The 18,673-nt window shown below is 59.0% G+C and carries 20 protein-coding genes; 8 read left to right on the top strand and 12 right to left on the bottom strand.

The features are described 5' to 3' along the window. The first annotated feature begins 171 nt into the window (after positions 1-171). Entirely contained in the window at positions 172-579 is a 408-nt protein-coding gene (locus tag AC1RME_RS12735) for an RNA-binding S4 domain-containing protein (RefSeq protein WP_096821906.1), read from the top strand. 67 nt (positions 580-646) lie between these two features. Here the strand turns inward: AC1RME_RS12735 and AC1RME_RS12730 are convergent, their stop codons facing one another. Then, a complete protein-coding gene (locus AC1RME_RS12730) occupies positions 647-1,447 on the bottom strand; it encodes a phosphatase PAP2 family protein (protein ID WP_493071484.1) in 801 nt (266 codons plus the stop codon). Between the two features lie 104 nt (positions 1,448-1,551). Between AC1RME_RS12730 and hslO the strand changes: the two genes are divergently transcribed. Beyond that, positions 1,552-2,454, top strand: a complete 903-nt coding sequence (gene hslO / locus AC1RME_RS12725) for an Hsp33 family molecular chaperone HslO (protein ID WP_096821908.1) — start codon at positions 1,552-1,554, stop codon at positions 2,452-2,454. 181 nt (positions 2,455-2,635) lie between these two features. Beyond that, positions 2,636-4,177: a phosphoenolpyruvate carboxykinase gene (locus AC1RME_RS12720; RefSeq protein WP_096821909.1), complete on the top strand. Its 1,542-nt coding sequence runs from the start codon at positions 2,636-2,638 to the stop codon at positions 4,175-4,177. A gap of 121 nt (positions 4,178-4,298) precedes the next feature. Here AC1RME_RS12720 and AC1RME_RS12715 read toward each other — a convergent pair whose 3' ends face one another. The 5 genes from AC1RME_RS12715 to AC1RME_RS12695 all read right to left on the bottom strand — a co-directional run bounded on the left by AC1RME_RS12715 (position 4,299) and on the right by AC1RME_RS12695 (position 7,521). Beyond that, on the bottom strand, positions 4,299-4,898 hold the full coding sequence (locus tag AC1RME_RS12715; protein WP_096821910.1) for a Fic/DOC family protein: 600 nt from the start codon (positions 4,896-4,898) through the stop codon (positions 4,299-4,301). Then, the gene (locus AC1RME_RS12710; RefSeq protein WP_096821911.1) at positions 4,898-5,068 is read right to left on the bottom strand and encodes a YhfG family protein; all 171 of its coding nucleotides are present in this window, start codon (positions 5,066-5,068) and stop codon (positions 4,898-4,900) included. Before AC1RME_RS12710 ends, AC1RME_RS12715 begins: the two co-directional genes overlap by 1 nt. A gap of 294 nt (positions 5,069-5,362) precedes the next feature. Continuing rightward, positions 5,363-5,662 (bottom strand): hypothetical protein, encoded by a 300-nt coding sequence (locus AC1RME_RS12705; protein ID WP_096821913.1) that lies wholly within the window; start codon positions 5,660-5,662, stop codon positions 5,363-5,365. A gap of 347 nt (positions 5,663-6,009) precedes the next feature. Further along, positions 6,010-7,137, bottom strand: coding sequence for a hypothetical protein (locus AC1RME_RS12700; RefSeq protein ID WP_493091326.1), 1,128 nt, complete (start codon positions 7,135-7,137; stop codon positions 6,010-6,012). Positions 7,138-7,239: 102 nt separating this feature from the next. After that, entirely contained in the window at positions 7,240-7,521 is a 282-nt protein-coding gene (locus AC1RME_RS12695) for a hypothetical protein (RefSeq protein WP_176504883.1), read from the bottom strand. Positions 7,522-7,825: 304 nt separating this feature from the next. Here AC1RME_RS12695 and AC1RME_RS12690 point away from each other — a divergent pair, with 304 nt between their 5' ends. Then, positions 7,826-8,329, top strand: coding sequence for a polysaccharide deacetylase (locus AC1RME_RS12690; RefSeq protein ID WP_096821915.1), 504 nt, complete (start codon positions 7,826-7,828; stop codon positions 8,327-8,329). A 17-nt stretch (positions 8,330-8,346) separates the two neighbouring features. Here the strand turns inward: AC1RME_RS12690 and AC1RME_RS12685 are convergent, their stop codons facing one another. Continuing rightward, the gene (locus AC1RME_RS12685) at positions 8,347-8,481 is read right to left on the bottom strand and encodes a hypothetical protein (protein WP_255261955.1); all 135 of its coding nucleotides are present in this window, start codon (positions 8,479-8,481) and stop codon (positions 8,347-8,349) included. A gap of 234 nt (positions 8,482-8,715) precedes the next feature. Here AC1RME_RS12685 and AC1RME_RS12680 point away from each other — a divergent pair, with 234 nt between their 5' ends. The 3 genes from AC1RME_RS12680 to AC1RME_RS12670 all read left to right on the top strand — a co-directional run bounded on the left by AC1RME_RS12680 (position 8,716) and on the right by AC1RME_RS12670 (position 12,441). Beyond that, positions 8,716-10,644: a RecQ family ATP-dependent DNA helicase gene (locus AC1RME_RS12680; RefSeq protein WP_493091324.1), complete on the top strand. Its 1,929-nt coding sequence runs from the start codon at positions 8,716-8,718 to the stop codon at positions 10,642-10,644. 110 nt (positions 10,645-10,754) lie between these two features. Continuing rightward, positions 10,755-11,978 (top strand): 3-hydroxyacyl-CoA dehydrogenase, encoded by a 1,224-nt coding sequence (locus tag AC1RME_RS12675; protein WP_192559501.1) that lies wholly within the window; start codon positions 10,755-10,757, stop codon positions 11,976-11,978. 31 nt (positions 11,979-12,009) lie between these two features. Further along, positions 12,010-12,441: an acyl-CoA thioesterase gene (locus AC1RME_RS12670; RefSeq protein WP_096821918.1), complete on the top strand. Its 432-nt coding sequence runs from the start codon at positions 12,010-12,012 to the stop codon at positions 12,439-12,441. Positions 12,442-12,505: 64 nt separating this feature from the next. On the opposite strand, the gene AC1RME_RS12665 is transcribed toward AC1RME_RS12670, so the two are convergent. The 4 genes from AC1RME_RS12665 to AC1RME_RS12650 form a co-directional block, all read right to left on the bottom strand. Next, complete coding sequence (locus AC1RME_RS12665) at positions 12,506-12,985, bottom strand: glycine zipper domain-containing protein (protein ID WP_248738654.1); 480 nt, start codon at positions 12,983-12,985, stop codon at positions 12,506-12,508. A gap of 210 nt (positions 12,986-13,195) precedes the next feature. Beyond that, complete coding sequence (locus AC1RME_RS12660; RefSeq protein WP_096821920.1) at positions 13,196-15,544, bottom strand: FdhF/YdeP family oxidoreductase; 2,349 nt, start codon at positions 15,542-15,544, stop codon at positions 13,196-13,198. After that, complete coding sequence (gene fdhD, locus AC1RME_RS12655) at positions 15,541-16,380, bottom strand: formate dehydrogenase accessory sulfurtransferase FdhD (RefSeq protein WP_096821921.1); 840 nt, start codon at positions 16,378-16,380, stop codon at positions 15,541-15,543. Before fdhD ends, AC1RME_RS12660 begins: the two co-directional genes overlap by 4 nt. A 92-nt stretch (positions 16,381-16,472) precedes the next feature. Next, positions 16,473-17,360 carry a LysR family transcriptional regulator gene (locus tag AC1RME_RS12650; RefSeq protein WP_085712727.1) on the bottom strand — a complete coding sequence of 296 codons (888 nt, stop codon included), beginning with the start codon at positions 17,358-17,360 and terminating at the stop codon, positions 16,473-16,475. 137 nt (positions 17,361-17,497) lie between these two features. Here AC1RME_RS12650 and lysM point away from each other — a divergent pair, with 137 nt between their 5' ends. Beyond that, positions 17,498-17,938, top strand: a complete 441-nt coding sequence (gene lysM, locus AC1RME_RS12645; RefSeq protein WP_008080501.1) for a peptidoglycan-binding protein LysM — start codon at positions 17,498-17,500, stop codon at positions 17,936-17,938. Positions 17,939-17,980: 42 nt separating this feature from the next. On the opposite strand, the gene yrfG is transcribed toward lysM, so the two are convergent. Beyond that, positions 17,981-18,643 carry a GMP/IMP nucleotidase gene (gene yrfG, locus AC1RME_RS12640; protein WP_096821922.1) on the bottom strand — a complete coding sequence of 221 codons (663 nt, stop codon included), beginning with the start codon at positions 18,641-18,643 and terminating at the stop codon, positions 17,981-17,983. Positions 18,644-18,673: the final 30 nt, after the last annotated feature.

Below are 18,673 nucleotides of genomic sequence, written 5' to 3'. Positions count from 1 at the left end.
TTGCGGTATTCACGCAGAATAGTGGTTAAAAGGCGACAGATATCTACGGCCCGGATTTGCGCGCTCTCAAGCACGCCCCGGAATGTGTGCATTGTAATCCGGGACAGCACAATTCATGGCACGACAGAAACGGTAGTACAGTTCATCAATATTTCAGAATGAGGAAATTCCATGGCACAAAAAAGCGAAGAGGACGACAAGGTCCGTCTCGACAAATGGCTGTGGGCTGCACGTTTTTTTAAAACCCGCGCCTTGGCCAAAGCCGCCATCGAAAGTGGCAAGGTGCATTGTCGGGGAGAGCGCTGCAAGCCTGGCAAAGAGCCACGCATCGGCGATGAATTCGAGATTCGTACCGGCTTCGATGAAAAGACTGTCGTGGTCCAGGCTCTGTCGATCGTGCGCCGTGGCGCGCCGGAAGCGCAGACGCTGTATGCGGAAACCGAAGCCAGTATCGCCAAGCGCGAGGCGGCCGCGGCGATGCGCAAGGCGGGCGCGTTGGGCGTGACCACCGACGGCAAACCGAGCAAGAAACAGCGTCGGGACTTGTTTAAATTTCGTGGGAACAGTAGCGGCGAATAAAAAATCGCAGCCTGCATGCGCTCCCTGAGGAGCTGCCGGAGGCTGCGATCTTTTCAGGCGCATCGAATTAGCGGAGCGCCACCACACTCATCCGCGAAACCACCGGCAACTTGCCCACCAGCCTGAAAATCGGCGCTGTGATCTTCAGCCAGAAGTTCGCTGCGTGATAGGCAAACGGTGTGTAGTAACCCCAGCCCAACGCCCACACCGCCAACAGCAGGCCACCGATGTAATCGTCCTGGCCCCAGTGCGCGCCGGCCACCAGACGCGGCAGCATGAACAGCAGCGCCAGACCCCAGATCGTCAGGAACTGGCCGGCGGAGCGACTGAAAACGCCCATGAACAGCGCCCAGATCAACAGCACCGAAGCATGGTCACCGGGGAAGCTCTGGCTCGAACGGTCCTTCAGCTCAAAGGTCTTCTCGAGATGCGGGAAGTAGTCGCTCATATGAACGGCGCCCTGGAGCACCATGGATGGGCTATTGTGCTGCCAGCCCATGTGGTCGGCGAATTTGGAAAACAGCGCGCGGATCACCACCATCAGCAGCAGGATCGAGAAAAATCCGAAGAAGGCGCGACGCACGTCAATCGCCTTGAACACCCAGTCGCCCTTGATCAGCAGGGTCAGCAGGATCAGTCCGACGACAACGTCGAACGGGCGCAGACTTGCAATTGCCCAGATGTGGAGCCATATGGGGTTGCTGGCCAGCGGTGCATTGAGTGAGCGGAACAGCCACTCGTCGAAAATCACACACAGCATCTGACCCGTAGGCCATAACCAGAAAGCCAGTAGTGCCAAAGGCACTGCATTGCACAGAACCAGCCGGCCGAGGTTCCACCTTGATTGGAACAAACCCGGATTGTTCATAAAATGCCTCCCGTGGCTGAACATAGGCATCAAAATGGATGCCAGAAGCGCGGGATTTTCATTCTTTGTAACCTTTTTGTCATTAAAATCAGATACCTAGACCTATGACCGATTTCCTCGATACCGATTACACCCAACGCTTCATCTTCGATGACAGCGACACGCGCGGCGAACTGGTGTCGCTGGAACGCAGCTACGCCGAAGTGCTCGCCAAGCACCCGTATCCGGAGCCGGTTGCGCAATTGCTGGGCGAACTGATGGCTGCTGCGTCGTTGCTGGTAGGCACCCTGAAATTCGATGGCTTGCTGATTCTTCAGGCGCGCTCCGAAGGCCCGATCCCGCTGCTGATGATCGAGTGCTCCAGTGACCGCGAAATTCGTGGCCTGGCCCGTTATGAAGCCGACTTGATCGCCGCTGATGCGACCCTCTCCGACCTGATGCCCAACGGCGTGTTGGCGTTGACTGTCGATCCGACGGTGGGCCAGCGCTACCAGGGCATCGTCGACCTCGACGGCGAAACCCTGTCCGACTGCTTCACCAACTACTTCGTCATGTCCCAGCAGGTTGGCACCCGCTTCAAGCTGTGCGCCGATGGCCGTCGCGCCCGTGGCCTGCTGCTGCAGCAACTGCCTGCCGATCGCCTGAAAGATGAAGAAGAACGCGCCGCCAGCTGGCAGCACATCACCGCGCTGGGCAACACCCTGACCGCTGATGAACTGTTGAGCCTGGACAACGAAACGGTTCTGCATCGCCTCTACCATGAAGAACAGGTCCGTCTGTTCGATGTGCAGAAACTGCGCTTCCATTGCAGCTGCTCCCGCGAACGCTCGGGCAACGCACTGGTCAGCCTGGGTCTGGAAGATGCGCAGCAATTGGTGGCCGAGCAGGGTGGCAGCGTCGAGATCGATTGCCAGTTCTGCAACCAGCGCTACCTGTTCGACGCGGCGGATATCGCTCAATTGTTCGCTGGTGCGGGTGTCGAGACGCCGTCAGATACCCGGCACTAAAACGGTTCAGCGCAGGTAAATTCACTGCTCAACGACGGAATAACGCCGTTACGACGGGAGGGCCCTACTCTTTTTGGGCTTTTCTGGCATAATCCGGCCCACTTTTTTCGCGGTAGTAGTGCACGACTTTCTACTACAAAACGTTTGGAGCACACTCGGCCACTGGCCGACGGGGAACCTCATGACGCAAGCCAATAACGCCGTGTACACCGATCTGAGTGTTGATGATCTGGTAAAAGAAGCCCTGAAACGCGGTGAAGGCGAGCTTGCCGATACCGGCGCTCTGGTAGTTCGCACCGGTCACCGCACCGGCCGTTCGCCAGTCGACCGTTTCATCGTTGAAGAGCCTTCCACCCAGGACGCAATCGCCTGGGGCCCGATCAACCGCAAGTTCCCGGCCGACAAGTTCGACGCGCTGTGGGCTCGTGTCGAGGCGTTCAACAACGCGCAAGAGCATTTCGTTTCCCACGTGCATGTAGGCGCGGCCGAAGATCACTACCTGGCCGTGAAGATGACCACTCAGACTGCCTGGCAGAACCTGTTCGGTCGTTGCCTGTTCATCAACCCGGCTCAGTACAACCCGGCCGGTCGTGACGAGTGGCAAGTGTTGAACGTAGCCAATTTCGAGTGCGTGCCTGAGCGTGACGGCACCAACTCCGACGGTTGCGTGATCCTCAACTTCGCCCAGAAAAAAGTGCTGATCGCCGGCATGCGTTACGCCGGTGAAATGAAGAAAGCCATGTTCTCGGTGCAGAACTTCCTGCTGCCGGCCGCTGACGTGCTGCCAATGCACTGCGCTGCCAACATCGGCGAAGAGGGCGACGTGACCCTGTTCTTCGGTCTGTCCGGCACTGGCAAGACCACCCTGTCCGCCGACGAAAGCCGTTACCTGATCGGTGACGACGAACACGGCTGGGGTGAAGGCGTTGTCTTCAACATCGAAGGCGGCTGCTACGCCAAGTGCATCGACTTGTCCGAGAAGAACGAGCCGGTCATCTGGAAAGCCATCAAGCACGGCGCTGTGCTGGAAAACGTCGTGATCGACGATGCCAAGCACGCCGACTACGCCGATGTCAGCCTGACCCAGAACAGCCGCGCGGCCTACCCGCTGGAGCACGTTGCCAAGCGTTCCGAGAAGAACCTGGGCGGCGAGCCGAACGCTGTAATCTTCCTGACTTGCGACCTGACCGGCGTACTGCCGCCAGTGTCGATCCTGAACAACGAGCAAGCGGCTTACCACTTCCTGTCCGGCTACACCGCACTGGTGGGCTCGACTGAAATGGGTTCGGGCAGCGGCATCAAGTCGACCTTCTCCACCTGCTTCGGCGCACCGTTCTTCCCGCGTCCGGCTGGCGAATACGCTGAACTGCTGATCAAGCGCATCAAGGGCTTCGGCTCCAAGGTCTACCTGGTCAACACCGGCTGGACCGGCGGTGGCTACGGCGTCGGCAAACGCTTCAACATCCCGACCACCCGCGCCGTGATCGCAGCGATCCAGAGCGGTGCACTGATCGGTGCCGAAACCGAACACCTGGACACCATCAACCTGGACGTGCCACTGGCCGTACCGGGCGTCGAAACCAACCTGCTCAACCCACGCAACACCTGGGCTGACAAGGCTGCGTACGACGAAGCTGCCAAAGCACTGGCCGGTCTGTTCATCGAGAACTTCAAGAAGTTCGAAGTGAGCGACGCGATCAAGGCTGCCGGGCCTAAGTTGTAAGACTGGGTTCTGGTGAATGAAAAAGCCGCCTCTTGTGGGCGGCTTTTTTGTGGGCGTTCAGTTCTCGAGTAAGTACCATTATTCCCGCACGATACGGTGTGAACTGCCAGAATTCTGCTACTTAAGATGCAAGCTTTTCGCCAATGCAGCGATCAAAAATTGCCTCAAGGCCCCGGTAATCGCATGCCACAGCATCGATGTTTGCCGGAATCCAGGCCTCATCCTTGATCAACCACCAATCTACTGCAAAACCAGCATTGATGATTATGTGCTCAAAAAGAATGCGTTGGGCACGACCATTGCCTTCACGAAAAGGATGAATGACGTTCAGATCGCCGTAGGCTTCAGCAACTTTTACTACAAGATCTGACCTTTCCAGCCCCTCGAACCATGCGGAGCGTTCCATAGAGAGAAAAATTTTGTCAGCTTCCGGGAGGATCCTCTCCGCAGTGCAAAAAAATGTTTCGCCTTTTTGGATGTTAACGGTACGCAGCAGTCCAGCCCAATCATAGACGTCGCAAAAAAGAACTTCATGGACGTGCTGCAAGCGGCTGAGGTCATAAGGAGGGGGGAGAAGATGAAATCGGCTGATTGCGATTTCAGAGAGCTCTCGCTCTGCTTTTTGAAGTTGTTCTTCACAATGGATGTTGAGCAAATTACGCAAAACATCGGTGCCAGGGTAACAATAAGGGTCTTGCCCAACCCCGTACTTGTCCACCATTAACGGCCGTTTTGACGATATTTTTCGATAACCGATTCCCGCGAAGGAAGTGGTTTTTCAGCGTCGGCACGGGTGGTGTCAAAGCCTTCAAGCCGCAGACTCGCCAGATAGTTGGACCGGCGGACCTTGTCGTAATAAGCCTGCTTTTGCTGGAACGTCAACTCGCTCATGTCATATGCCTCTTTGTGCTGGATTCCAGTGTAGCGCAATCGTGTTCCCGGATCGGTCGGGATTTTCGATGCTTACATATGCGTTGCCTATCATTGGGCTGATGGGGTTCTTTGGGAAATCCATCGAAACTCGATTGGCAGTCGGCTCGGTGCTCACGACGAAAGATTTCGTCTGCCTGTTTAACGCTTTCCATCAGCTCATCAAAAAATTTGCTCACCGGAATCTCCATTGTTCGATTGCTGTTTTTTAGATCGCTCTCAGGTAATGCGTGAGAGCGATTCGATCACTCAGCCTCAGGCCGGCGCTTTCCAGTTAAGCATTCGCTGCTGGGCGACCTGGAGCAGGTCATAGCCGTCTTTGGTCAGCAGGTAGAGGGCGTGGGTCATGTGCGGGATATCTTCGACGTCGGCGTGTTTGAAGCAGAGGCAGTAGAGGGTTTGCAGCAGGTCACTGGAGGCGCGCAGGCGCTGGACGGCGCATTCGAGGATGTCTTGCGGGTTGGCCTCGGTGTCGATGACCAAGGGCTTGGTGTCGGTGAGGTTGGAGTCGAGTGGACGGTAGCGATCGGAGTGGAGCTCGTTCCATGATTTCATTTTTTAGATCCTCAATTGCTTCGAATGAAGCCACCACATCGTGACCAAGCGACTGGAGGCGACTGTGTTCGGGTTGGTCAACCGGTGAGGATCATGCACATACCCGGCACGCTCGAAAGCGTCCCAAACACAGCCACCATAACGCTGCTGGCAATTAAGTGCCGGCAGCATACAGCGGACGCGAATGCATGATCCATTCGGGTGACCAAGCCCGAGCCGCTGAATTGGCAGCGACAGTCACAACTATAGGTTTTGGCCCACCGGCGCCGATAGAAGACAAGGCGCCGCTGCCTATAGGAACAGGATGCAAATCTGGGCAGGCCGTTCCTACAGATCAATCACGGTTTTCAACGAATCGCCCGATACGCCTCAACATCCAGCACACTCGTCGTCAGCCCGCTCGCCGGTGTGTAGATCGTGCCTTTCACCGTCGAGAACGGGACGCCTTTGCTGCCCAGTGAAACGTAGCGTTCACCCTGATCCAGTTCGGTGAACCAGGTGTAGGAGCACTTCTCCATGGCCTTGTATTTCGCTGCCGCGTTGACGATGGCGGCGGTGTGGTTTCGCAGGTCGGCGTCGGTGAGGTTGAGGTTCTTGTCGAGCACGGTGCCCCAGCGTTTCAGGCAGACCTCGGCAAAGTGGCGGACGATGAGACCGGGTTCGGCCAGCACTTTTGGTCCACTGTTGCCATCGGCGGAGGCGTTGCCGACCAGGGTGGCGTGACGGCCGGGCATGGGGAAGATGCTGGTTTTGGTGCCGGTCGCGGTTTGCGGGATGACGCAGCTGAAACCCTTGGAGCGTTCGTCCCGTGCATAGAAACCCACGTACTCTTTTACGTTGTAATTGAGCTTCACCCGGTGTTCCTGAAAGTTACCGATACCGGGCACGGGATCAATAGCGAAGATATTCACCGGTATATTTTTCAGCGCACTGTCGTTGAACATGGAATTGGCCAGCATGTGGCAACTAATGCCGCCACGGCTCCAGCCCACCAGATTAACCTTTGTTGGAATAACGCCGTCCTTGCGGAACGTTTTAATGATTTGCTCTTGTAACTTCTGTTGCGTGACGCTGCGATCACCATAGTTGTATTTGCGCCACAGCCAGGAGCCCTCGACTTTTACATCTTCAATGGGGATGCCGGCGGCTTTGAGGCGGTTGTACTCTGCTTCGGTCAGTTGCTCGCGCTGCCAGTCGCATTGGCCTTTGATGATGTTCATCGCGTGCTGGACGTTTTCCTCCCAGCCCTTGCCGAACAGGGTTCCGCTGAGGCCATAGTCCTTGGATTTGGTGAACAGGTCATCGGCCTGCAGGTTGCTGGTGCCGGGGCCATCGACCACGATCCATTCGGCAAACTCGCGACCGGTATGATGGGAGGCGAGTGTTGAAACCAGCTCGCCATCCCAATAGTTTTCATGGGCATTATCAAACTTTGTCGAACCTGTACCGCAAAAGAAAATAGTCAGCGTAGTCATGTTGTTGCTCTTGGTTGATGTAAGAGCAAACAGGCTAGTTCTGAACTTTGCAGTAATGGAAGCGATGGGTTGTTGCGAACTTTGTAAGTTTGGCTGGTGGCGTTAATTATTTATTCGTTGTCTGGCAACTTCCAGCAAGTCACAGCCGTCCTGCGTCAACAAATACAGCGCATTGACGATGTTGGGGATGTCTTTCACGTCGGCCTGTTTGAAACACAGGCAGTAAAGAGTTTCCAGCAGATCGCTGGCGGCACGGAGGCGTTGATCGGCAGCATTGAGCAGATCCCCAGGTTTGGCTTCGGTGTCGATGACCATGACCGGGATGTCGCCGTCGCAGGTTTTGAGAGGGCGAAAACGAGTATTCAGCGGTTTGAACATGTTCATGATTGAGGCGTGTCCTTTACGAAGTCGCGTCGGTGGGCCGACACAGTGTTTTCAGCCGCGCCGGCCACTATAGAAGGGCGCCATCGAGTGGGACAAGACAGCCACAATGGACAGGATTCGTAGGGGTTTTTCCGGGGTTCGGGCATTTGCCCTACGCGGTTTTGCGGCGTTTTCACAGCCAAACCCTGAGGAGAGAAATTTCCCACGTGTTTGTCGGGCGATTCCCGGTAAACCTCTGTATGGTGCGCGCCAGAATCCGTAGGGCGTTTCCAGACGTCCGACACACGCTTAAAGGGAATTAGGTATGCAGTGGCTACGAATGGCCTCGATCATTTTGCTGTGGGCCAGTGGTTGTCGTTTGACGGTGGCCTCCGACACGGGCAATGGGTTGGCGCTTGCCAACCTGGAGCGCAGCGGTTGGCCCGATGCACTCACCACTCAGGCCAGCATCGACACAGCCTCCCGCGCTGAGGTGCTGATCTTCGGCAAGGCTCTGTTGGCGAGCGAAGCGCTGGACGAAACAGGACTCAAGCAACGACTGGGCGTGCAGCAAATGCAGCTCAAGTCGATCAGGCAAGTGCGCGACGGTCTGTGGGATCGCTTGCTCAACACCTACCGCAACGCCAGCCAGAATTGCGACGAGCAAGCGTTTTGCCCACGGGTGCGCAGCGTCGCCGACTTGCGTCAGTTGGCGGCGGCATTCACTGGCGGCATCAGCCCGGCCCATGCACTGTGGGCGAGCAAGAGCCTGGATGTGCATGAGCGGGTACTGGATGAGCAATTGCGGGTAGCCGTATTGCGGCCATAGCAGCGCGCTTGCGGCTGCTAAGTCGACGAGGCTTCATCCGCTGTCACGGCGATCGCCAAGGGCGGTGGGAAGCCATCGGGAACTGGCGTGCATGCGCCCAGCAACAGGGATGCAAAGACCAGGGCGACAGGCAGTTTCAGGTTGTTCGACATGTTCACTCCTTGATAAAAATCCATGCGCCTCGGCCGTCCTGGCTCGAGGCGTGACGGACATTACCCTCGGGTCGATTCACGCGGCGATGAACAAAGTGTTTCATTTGTTTGATCCCGTGGCGGAGCTGCCGACGCTGTATCATCCCGTATCGATTTGCCCCCCGACCTTTTCTCGACTCGCTGCGATCGCCCGCTAGGCTGTTGGCATCACAGCGGTCAACGGAGTGACAGCGAATGCACAACACCCTGGAACAGGTTTTCGGTTATCCACAATTTCGACCCGGTCAGGAAGCGGCAATCAGCGCCGTGCTGGCCGGGCGCTCGGCGGCGGCGATCTTTCCCACGGGCTCCGGAAAATCCCTTTGCTACCAGGTGCCGGCTCTCCTGCTGCCGCACCTGACGCTGGTGGTCTCGCCGTTGCTCGCGCTGATGCAGGATCAGTTGGCGCTTCTGCAGCGACATGGCATTTCGGCAGGCAGCATCGATTCGGCGCAGAGTCGTGAAGACGCCAATGATGTGATGGCTCGTGCCCGATCGGGCGAACTGAAGATCCTGATGATTTCCGTGGAGCGCCTGAAGAACGAGCGCTTCCGCAATTTTTTGCAGCAGGTGCCGATCTCGCTGCTGGTGGTGGATGAGGCGCACTGCATCTCCGAATGGGGCCACAACTTCCGGCCTGATTACCTCAAGCTGCCGGACTACCAGCGTCAGTTCAACATCCCGCAAACCTTGCTGCTGACCGCCACGGCAACACCGAAAGTCATCGCCGACATGCAGGCGAAATTCGCCATCGCTGCCGAAGACGTTGTGACCACGGGTTTCTATCGGCCCAATCTCAATCTGCTGGTGGAGCCGGTGCGCGGTGAGGACAAGCGTCGACGGCTGGTGCAGTGGATGGCCGAGCGGGCGGGTCAACCGAGCATCGTCTACGTCACCCTGCAGAAAACCGCCGAGCACATCGCCGAGCATCTGGGGCGCAATGGCATTCAGGCCGAGGCTTACCACGCCGGGCTGCCCCACGAGCAACGGGAAGCGATTCAGAAACGCTTCATGGGTGGGCAGTCCAATTGCATCGTCGCCACCATCGCGTTCGGCATGGGCATCGACAAGAGTGACATCCGCAACGTGGTGCATTTCGACCTGCCCAAATCCATCGAAAACTACAGCCAGGAAATCGGCCGCGCCGGGCGTGACGGGCAACCGTCCGACTGTCTGGTGCTGGCCAACCGCGACAGCCTCAATGTGCTGGAAAACTTTGTCTACGGCGACACGCCGGAGCGCGATGGCATTCGCCATGTGCTGGACGAGTTGCAGGCCGCTGCGCCTGAAGGTCAGTGGGAGTTTTTGCTCGGGCCGCTGGCGGATCAGAGCAACATTCGTGCGCTGCCATTGAAGACGTTGCTGGTGCAACTGGAGCTGCGAGGGCTGATTGCCCCGCGCTACGCGTACTACGCCGAATACCGTTTCAAATACCTGCTGGAACCCGAGGCGCTGCTAGAGCGTTTCGAGGGCGAGCGCAGGGATTTCGTTGCGGCGATCATCCAGACCTCGAATCGCGCGCGGACCTGGGCCACGGTGAATTTCGAGGCGATGTACACGCAGTATTCGGCTGAGCGCAATCGTGTGGTGAAGGCGCTGGATTACTTCCAGGAGAAAGGCTGGGTCGAGCTGGAAAGCAAGCAGATGACCGAAGTCTACAACGTGCTGCACAGCGCCTTCGACAGCCAGGTCTTGAGTGGCGAGCTACATGATTATTTCTCTCGCCACGAACAGACCGAAGTGGCGCGGATTCACGCCATGCTCGAATTGTTCGCCACCGAGCGGTGCCTGGGCTATCGACTGGCGGAGTACTTCGGTGATCACAACGCCCCCGAGCAGTGCGGGCATTGCTCGGTGTGCCACGGGCAGGTTGCCCGGCTCCCGGCGCCTCCGGAATTGCTGGCGCTTGTGGATAAAAGTTTCTCGGCGTTGTGCGGCGATTTTATCCACAGGCATGAGCAGCAGACAGGCAGTGCGCCTTCAGCGGAGCGGCTGACGCGCTTTCTGTGCGGGATCAGTGTGCCGCTGTTCACCAAGCTCAAGGCACGGACCATTTCCGGGTATGCGGCGCTGGAGGCGTATCCCTACGCGGACGTGCGGGCTTGGGCTCAGGCGCATCTCTGAAGCAACGAATCCATTTGCTGAATGTCGATCATCACAGCAATAAACTTCAAAAATACCCGTTGGCTGACTATGGTGAAGGCTGTCTTTGGATCTCCAACAAGAGAACAACAATGAGCCAGACATCCTTCGAAATTCGGCAGGCCGCCGTGATCGGCGCCGGCACCATGGGCCGTGGCATTGTCATGTGCCTGGCCAACGCCGGCGTGTCAGTGCAATGGGTCGATAACAATCCACAGATGCTTGAGCAGGCGCTGAAGACGGTGGCCGATACCTATGCGCACAACGTGCGTCAGGGTCGGATCGATCAGGCCGAGGCCGATGCGCGAATCGCCCGGATCAGTGCGGCGGCGGATTATGTTGCGATCCGCAATGTCGACCTGGTGATCGAAGCGGTGTACGAGAATCTCGAACTCAAGCAGAAGATCTTCCGTGAGCTCGATGGCTTGCTGAAACCCGAAGCCCTGCTGGCGAGCAACACCTCGGCACTGGACATCGATGCGATTGCCGCCGCGACACGACGACCGACGCAAGTGCTGGGTCTGCATTTCTTCAGCCCGGCGCATATAATGAAACTGCTGGAAATAGTCCGTGGTGCACAGACCTCGCCAGCCGTGCTTGAGGCTGCACTCGAGCTGGGCAAGCGTATGGGCAAGGTCAGTGTGGTGTCGGGCAACTGCCACGGATTCATCGGCAATCGCATGCTCCATCCTTACGTGCTCGAGGCGCGCAAGATGCTGCTTGAGGGGGCCTGGCCGCAGCAGATCGACGCGATATTGCAGGGCTTCGGTTTTGCCATGGGGCCGTTTCGCATGTACGACGTGGTCGGCATCGATCTTGAGTGGCGTGCTCGTGAGCTGGCCGGCAAGGGCCAGGATGCGCCAGAGGTTCAGGTGGATAACCGCTTGTGCGAGTTGGGTCGGTTCGGGCAGAAGTCTGGCAATGGTTACTACCACTACGAACCGGGCAGTCGTCAGGCCGAACATGATCCTGAGGTGGATGCACTGGTGTTGAGTGTCAGTGAAGGTCTGGGGTTTCATCGCCGTGAGATCGGATCTGAGGAGATCCTTGAGCGCTGTCTTCTGGCGTTGGTCAATGAGGGCGCAAAGATTCTGCAGGAAGGGATTGCCGAGTCGGCGCATGACATCGATCAGGTTTACCTGAACGGCTATGGCTTCCCGGCTGAGAGAGGCGGGCCGATGGCCTGGGCGGACGATCAGGGGCTGGCAGACATTCATAAACGACTGCTGGCGCTGGAAACACGACAGGGTGATCAATGGCGGCCGGCGCAACTGATTGGCGAGCTGGCGGCACGAGGCAAAGGTTTTTACCTTTAGACTGGGCCGATCACTCAAGGAATCGACACTGATGTCCAACCCGATGCCGCAACGCGCCGATTACCCACATTTCCAGCCGATCACCACGCGCTGGCATGACAACGATGCCTACGGCCACGTCAACAACGTCACCTACTACAGCTTTTTCGATACGGCCGTGAACACCTACCTGATTCAGGTCGGTGGCCTGGATATCCACGATGGGGAGGTGGTGGGGTTTGTGGTGAGTTCGTCTTGCGATTACTTCGCCTCGATTGCGTTCCCGGACTTGATCGAAGTTGGTTTGCGGGTCGGCAAACTGGGCAACAGTTCAGTGCAATACGAGCTGGCCGTGTTCAAGGCTGGCGAGCATGAAGCCTGTGCGGCGGGGCGTTTCGTGCATGTGTTCGTTGATCGTGCATCGAATCAGCCGGTGGCGATCCCTGCGGGGTTACGCGGAGCGCTGGAACGGCTGGCGGTTTGACAGGCAAAAAAAATCGCAGCTCGGGGGAGCTGCGATCTGGCTGTACCGGCAACGAGGTCAAGCCTCAGTCGCGGTAGTAGCGGTGATGCTTGCGATGGCCGTAGGCGTGGCCACGACCACGGTGGTCGTCGCGGTAGTAGCGACCACGGTCACGGCCGCGATCGTAATTGCGGTCTTCGCGATTACTCTCGTTGCCCATGTAGTTACCCAGCGCGCCACCGGCGCCGCCACCTGCTGCGGCGCCGATCAGGCTGCCGGTGGTGCCGCCCATGCTGCGGCCAACCACGTTACCGCCGGCTGCGCCCAACGCACCGCCAATGGCCGCTTCGCCACGGCTGTGTTTGTTGGCGCCCACCGCGCTACCACCCGCGCCGCCCAGGGCCGCGCCAATGGTTGAACCTGTGCTGCCGCCTAAAGACTGACCGACGACCGAGCCAAGAACCCCGCCCAATGCGCCGCCCACACCTGCTTCGGTGGTGCCTCCGGCAGAAGCGAAGCCACTGACCAGGCCAAGGGACAACAAGAGAATCTGGGAGAACTTCATAGAGGAGCCTCAAAGGGATGACGGCGCGATCCTGAGGCTGTGTAACAAGGCTGACAATCGAAATCCGACGAATAACACGACTTGTATACAATTATGCAAGTTACTGATTTTTGGGTGGAACTTAACCGATTTTCACCGGTCTTTAACTGCTTCGGACAGGCCGCTTTTATACAAAAGCGGCCTTTTTTGTGGGCGCTGAAAAGTTTGGTGTCAGGCCGACCTGGCCATGATCAGCCCTGTCTCGCTCGCCGCTTCCAACCGGATCGCAATGAACTTCGACGTCGGCGTATGGCTGCCGTCCCCGGTGCTTTCCAGCGGCACCAACGGGTTCACCTCAGGGTAGTAAGCCGCCGCTTGCCCCGCCGGAATATCGAACGCCAGCAGTGTGAAGCCTTTCACGCGACGCTCACGGCCATCGTCCCACAGCGACACGATGTCAGCCTTCTGCCCAGGCTTGAAGCCCAGACGGATGATGTCCGCCTCGTTGGCGAACAGCACGTCACGCTGTCCCTTCACCCCGCGATAACGATCGTCGAGACCATAAATCGTGGTGTTGTACTGATCGTGAGAGCGCATCGATTGCAAGATCAGATCCGGCAGTTGACCGGTGGCGCGAGTGCGTTCGTGGATCAGGTCTTTGGGCAGCATGTTCGGTTTGAAGTTGGCCCGGCCCGACGTGGTGTTCCACTTGCGCGCGCCGGCACTGTTGCCGAGGTAGAAACCGCCCGGGTTCTTGACCTTCTCGTTGAAGTCCTTGAAGCCCGGGATGGTGTCGGCGATCAGTTCGCGGATGCGCCGGTAGTCGGCCACCAGCCAGTTCCAGTCCACCGGTTTGCTGCCCAGGGTCGCGGCGGCGATGCCGGCAATGATCGACGGCTCCGAGCGCATCTGGTTCGACAGCGGCTGCAACTGGCCGTTGGAGGCGTGCACCATGCTGAACGAGTCTTCCACGGTGACGGCCTGCGGGCCTTCGGTCTGGATGTCGATGTCGGTACGACCCAGGCACGGCAGGATCAATGCGTCTTTGCCGTGGGCCAGGTGGCTGCGATTGAGCTTGGTGCTGATCTGCACGGTCAGGTCGCAGTTGCGCAGGGCCTGGAAGGTGCGTGGGCTGTCCGGCGTGGCCTGGGCGAAGTTGCCGCCCAGACCGATAAACACTTTGGCGCGGCCTTCAGCCATCGCGTGAATCGCTTCGACCACGTTGTGCCCGTTGTGGCGCGGCACCTTGAACTGGAAGCGACGCTCCAAGGAATCGAGAAACGCCACCGGCGGACGCTCGTTGATGCCCATGGTGCGGTCGCCCTGCACGTTACTGTGACCGCGCACCGGGCACAGACCGGCGCCGGGTTTGCCGATGTTGCCGCGCAGCAGCATCAGGTTGGCGATTTCCTGGATGGTCGGCACCGAATGGCGGTGTTGGGTGATGCCCATCGCCCAGCACATGATCACGTTCTTGCCTTTGGCGTACATGCGCGCCGCTTGCTCGATTTCAACCAGCGTCAGGCCGGACTGCGCAACGATCTGCTCCCACGGCGTGTCATCAACGACGCCGAGGTATTCCAGCACGTTGACGCTGTGTTCATTGAGGAAGTCGTGATCGAACACCGCCGGCGCACCGGCCTTCTGCGCATCGCGTTCCCATTGCAGCAGGAACTTGGCCATGCCGCGTAGCACTGCCATGTCACCGCCCAGTGCCGGGCGGAAATACGCGGTGTTGGTCGGCTTGTCGCCGTTGGTGAGCATTTCGATCGGGTGCTGCGGATGCTGGAAGCGTTCCAGACCGCGTTCTTTCAGCGGGTTGATGCAGACCACCTGAGCGCCGCGCTTCACCGCTTCACGCAGCGGTTCGAGCATGCGTGGGTGGTTGGTGCCGGGGTTCTGGCCCCAGACAAAAATCGCATCGGCGTGTTCGAAATCGTCGAAGGTCACGGTGCCTTTGCCGACACCGACGCTTTGCGCGAGCGCCACGCCGCTGGCCTCGTGGCACATGTTCGAGCAGTCGGGGAAATTGTTGGTGCCGTAGGCGCGCACGAACAGTTGATACAAATAGGCGGCTTCGTTGCTGGCACGACCCGAGGTGTAGAACTCGGCCAGGTCCGGACTCGGCAGGGCTTGCAGGTGCTTGCCGATCAGCGCGTAGGCATCGTCCCAACTGATCGGCTTGTAGCGGTCGGTTTCGGCGTCATACACCACCGGTTCGGTCAGACGGCCCTGATATTCGAGCCAGTAGTCGCTCTGCTCCAGCAACGAGGTGACGCTGTGTTTGGCGAAGAACTTGCCGTCCACCCGACGTTTGGTCGCTTCCCAGTTCACCGCTTTGGCGCCGTTCTCGCAGAACTTGACCATGCCGCTTTCCGGCGAGTCACCCCAGGCGCAACCCGGGCAGTCGAAGCCGCCGTTCTGGTTGGTCTTGAGCATCATGCGCAGGTTCTTCAGCGCGTTGTCGCTGGTCAACCAGGCCTGGGCCACGCTGATCAGTGCGCCCCAGCCGCCGGCTGCGCCCTTGTAGGGCTTGTAGCGCGGGACGGGTTTCTGGTCGGCTTGATGGTGTTGGCTCACGAGTGTTTCTCCATTTCTGGGCTATACACCCGCGGCGCGTTCTTCTGCGGCAGGTGGATGAGATTGAGGTTGTGGCGGCGGGCCCATTGCACGGCGAGGCCGGTGGGCGCGGACAGACTGACGAGGGTCTGGATCCCGGCGCGCAGGACTTTCTGGATCAATTCGAGGCTGCAACGGCTGGTGACAATCGCCAGGCCGCCGGTGGTGGAGATCTTTTGCCGGATCAGGCCACCGATCAGTTTGTCGAGGGCGTTGTGTCGGCCGATGTCTTCGCGGCCCAGCAGCAATTCACCGCTGGCGTTCATGAACACCGCCGCGTGCACCGCGCCGCAATGCTGGCCCAGCGGCTGGAACGCACCGATGCGCTGGCGCAAACCGTCGAGCCATTCAATCGGCGGCAAAGGGGCGCCGGGCAAGACCTTGAGATCGGGTAACGCCTGTTCCACCGCCTCCACGCCGCACAAACCGCAACCGCTGGTGCCGGCCAGTTGCCGACGCTGCTGCTTGAGATTCCAGAAGGCGCGGTTGGCGATGGTCACCTGGGCGTATTGCGCCGAGCCTGAACCGGTCAGTTGCAGGTCATAGATGTCCGAGGCGTCTTCGATGATGCCGCTGCCCAGGCTGAAGCCGACGATGAAGTCTTCGAGGTCGGTTGGCGTCACCAGCATCACGGCCTGGCTGATGCCGTTGTAGGCAATCGCCAGTGCGACTTCCTCGGCCAGCGCGGTGCTGGCCGACTCCGCCAGGGGCAGGTCGCTGTAGCTGTAGGTCTGACTGGCGGCGGGCGCGGGCGTTTCGAGTGCAGGCGCCGCGCAGGCCGGGCGCTTGGCGTTCATGGCATCACCGACGGATTGATCAACGTTAAGACTAGGCGCGGCAACTTGTCGCGTCTAATCGCTAGTGTCGATCTATCGATAGATGCCGTCGATCAAGCGGCCGCTGGCGATTTCTGATACAGCGCGAAACAGGCCTCGGCCAGTGCCGAACGCGGGGCGCCGCGGCGCATGATCAGGCCCAGCCGGGCGAGGGTCTGGGCGTTTTCGATCGGTTGCAGGCGCAGGTGATCGGTGAGGCTTTCGAGGCCGCCGTCCAGCGGCATGATCGCGCAGCAGAATCCGCCGTGCACAGCTTGTAACAATTGATGCACGGCGTCGGTCTGCAACAACGGCTGCGGTGTCAGGCCCCGGCTGTGGAAGTTGTGGTCGATGGACTGGCGAAAGTGCATACCGCTGGTGAGCATGCCCAGCGGCAGTTCGATCAGCGCCTGCCAGCTCAATGGCGCCTCGCCGAAGCTGAAGGAACGCTGATCGTAGAGCAGGCCCATGCGGGTTTCGTCGAACGCCAGGGATTCGAAACGCTCGTTGTCGAGACGATCCAGGTAGGACACGCCGATGTCGATCCGGTTGTCCGCCAGTTGTTCGAGGATCTGTTCCGAACTCAGTGCCGACAATTCGAAGCGCAGTTCCGGGTGTGCAGCGTGCAGGCGTTGCATCAACGGCAGCGGATCAAAACTCGACAGCGGCACCACTCCCAGGCGCAAGGTACCGATCAGGTTGCCGCGACAGGCCGCCGCTTCCGCCTGCAAGCCGTCATAAGCCGCCAGCACCGTACGGGCCCAGGCCAGCACTCGCTCGCCTGGCGCGGTGAAACCTTCGAAGCGCTGGCCGCGATTGACCAGCGGCAGATCGAGTTCTTCTTCGAGGCTGCGCAGGCGCATTGATAGAGTCGGCTGGGTGATGTGGCACCGGGCGGCGGCCTGGCCGAAATGGCGGGTTTCGTCGAGGGCGATGAGGAATTTCAGCTGCTTGATGTCCATCTTCGCTCCGGGGCGCTGGCAAGGGTGGGCGATTCTACCGTTTGCGCGGCGACAGGGTCATTGGTCGGTCTGGAACCGGGTTAGTTTGTGGTGGTCTAGGCTTGGGCGTCTGGAACTTAAATCAAGGAGTGTGCGCTATGAGTCTTTTGAGCTTTGTAAAAGAGGCCGGTGAGAAGCTGATCGACCTGTTGACCCCTGGCAACGCCAATGCCAGCGAGCAATTGAAGGAACACATCAGCAAGGTCGGGTTGGGTAACCCGAATGTTCAGGCGACGGTGGATGGCGACAAGGTGACGGTCACCGGCGAGGTGGCGAGCCAGGAAGAGAAAGAAAAGATTCTGCTGGCGGTGGGCAATATCGAAGGCGTCGGCAGTGTCGATGACCAGATCACGGTCACTGGGCCGGTAGTGGCTGCCGCACGTTTCGTGGTGGTGAAAAAGGGCGACACCCTCAGCGCGATTTCCCTGGCGGTGTATGGCAATGCCAACCAGTACAACAAGATTTTCGAGGCCAACAAGCCGCTGCTCAAGGACGTGAACAAGATCTATCCGGGGCAGACGCTGCGTATTCCTGAGTAACAACAGACTTGCAGGAGCCGCCTCTGGCAGCTCCTGCAACGTTCAGAGTCCTGCTATCAAGTCCCGATAATCTTCGACGGCCACAAACTCCGCCGTGTCCTTCGGCCCCTTGCGACTGTCCGGCTCCTTTACGGCCAACAGATGTGCCACACCAAAGTCCCGTGCACTGCGCAGGATCGGCAGGGTGTCGTCGATGAACAGGCTGCGCGCCGGGTCAAAACCGATATCGGCCTGCAAGGCATCCCAGAACTGCGGGTTCTCCTTGGGAAAACCGTAATCGTGGGAGCTGATCAGCCGCTCGAAGTACGGCGCCAGTTCAACCCGTTCCAGTTTCAGCGACAGCGAATCGCGGTGCGCGTTGGTGATCATCACCACGCGTTTACCGGCCCGCTTGATCGCGGCCAGAAAAGTGTCGGCGTCCGGGCGCAGGGCAATCAGGTGGGCAGTTTCCAGCTTCAGCTCGCGCACCGACAGCTTCAATTCCGCGCTCCAGAAGTCCAGGCAATACCACTGCAATTGACCGGCATGACGTTCGAACAACGGCTGCAATTCCATTTCCGCCATGGCCCGGCTCACGCCATGCAGTTCGGCGTAGCGCTGCGGCAAGTGCTCCAGCCAGAAGTGGTTGTCGAAGTGCAGATCCAGCAACGTGCCGTCCATGTCGAGCAGAACGGTATCGATGTCGGACCACGGTAATGAAGGCATGGCAACGTCTCGAACGGTAGAAAGATATCC

This window comes from Pseudomonas sp. GW822-FHT03F08, from assembly GCF_058801265.1.
This window is presented reverse-complemented; position numbering and strand designations above follow the sequence as displayed.

What these genes read in the sequence shown, in the direction of transcription:
- AC1RME_RS12675 (WP_192559501.1), top strand. Translation starts at nt 10,755, where the DNA reads ATGAGCCAGACATCCTTCGAAATTCGGCAGGCCGCCGTGATCGGCGCC.
- AC1RME_RS12710 (WP_096821911.1), bottom strand. Translation starts at nt 5,068, where the DNA reads ATGAGCGAGTTGACGTTCCAGCAAAAGCAGGCTTATTACGACAAGGTC.
- AC1RME_RS12705 (WP_096821913.1), bottom strand. Translation starts at nt 5,662, where the DNA reads ATGAAATCATGGAACGAGCTCCACTCCGATCGCTACCGTCCACTCGAC.
- hslO (WP_096821908.1), top strand. Translation starts at nt 1,552, where the DNA reads ATGACCGATTTCCTCGATACCGATTACACCCAACGCTTCATCTTCGAT.
- AC1RME_RS12690 (WP_096821915.1), top strand. Translation starts at nt 7,826, where the DNA reads ATGCAGTGGCTACGAATGGCCTCGATCATTTTGCTGTGGGCCAGTGGT.
- AC1RME_RS12700 (WP_493091326.1), bottom strand. Translation starts at nt 7,137, where the DNA reads ATGACTACGCTGACTATTTTCTTTTGCGGTACAGGTTCGACAAAGTTT.
- AC1RME_RS12665 (WP_248738654.1), bottom strand. Translation starts at nt 12,985, where the DNA reads ATGAAGTTCTCCCAGATTCTCTTGTTGTCCCTTGGCCTGGTCAGTGGC.
- AC1RME_RS12730 (WP_493071484.1), bottom strand. Translation starts at nt 1,447, where the DNA reads ATGAACAATCCGGGTTTGTTCCAATCAAGGTGGAACCTCGGCCGGCTG.
- AC1RME_RS12715 (WP_096821910.1), bottom strand. Translation starts at nt 4,898, where the DNA reads ATGGTGGACAAGTACGGGGTTGGGCAAGACCCTTATTGTTACCCTGGC.
- yrfG (WP_096821922.1), bottom strand. Translation starts at nt 18,643, where the DNA reads ATGCCTTCATTACCGTGGTCCGACATCGATACCGTTCTGCTCGACATG.
- AC1RME_RS12685 (WP_255261955.1), bottom strand. Translation starts at nt 8,481, where the DNA reads ATGTCGAACAACCTGAAACTGCCTGTCGCCCTGGTCTTTGCATCCCTG.
- AC1RME_RS12680 (WP_493091324.1), top strand. Translation starts at nt 8,716, where the DNA reads ATGCACAACACCCTGGAACAGGTTTTCGGTTATCCACAATTTCGACCC.
- lysM (WP_008080501.1), top strand. Translation starts at nt 17,498, where the DNA reads ATGAGTCTTTTGAGCTTTGTAAAAGAGGCCGGTGAGAAGCTGATCGAC.
- AC1RME_RS12735 (WP_096821906.1), top strand. Translation starts at nt 172, where the DNA reads ATGGCACAAAAAAGCGAAGAGGACGACAAGGTCCGTCTCGACAAATGG.
- AC1RME_RS12695 (WP_176504883.1), bottom strand. Translation starts at nt 7,521, where the DNA reads ATGAACATGTTCAAACCGCTGAATACTCGTTTTCGCCCTCTCAAAACC.
- AC1RME_RS12720 (WP_096821909.1), top strand. Translation starts at nt 2,636, where the DNA reads ATGACGCAAGCCAATAACGCCGTGTACACCGATCTGAGTGTTGATGAT.
- AC1RME_RS12650 (WP_085712727.1), bottom strand. Translation starts at nt 17,360, where the DNA reads ATGGACATCAAGCAGCTGAAATTCCTCATCGCCCTCGACGAAACCCGC.
- AC1RME_RS12670 (WP_096821918.1), top strand. Translation starts at nt 12,010, where the DNA reads ATGTCCAACCCGATGCCGCAACGCGCCGATTACCCACATTTCCAGCCG.
- fdhD (WP_096821921.1), bottom strand. Translation starts at nt 16,380, where the DNA reads ATGAACGCCAAGCGCCCGGCCTGCGCGGCGCCTGCACTCGAAACGCCC.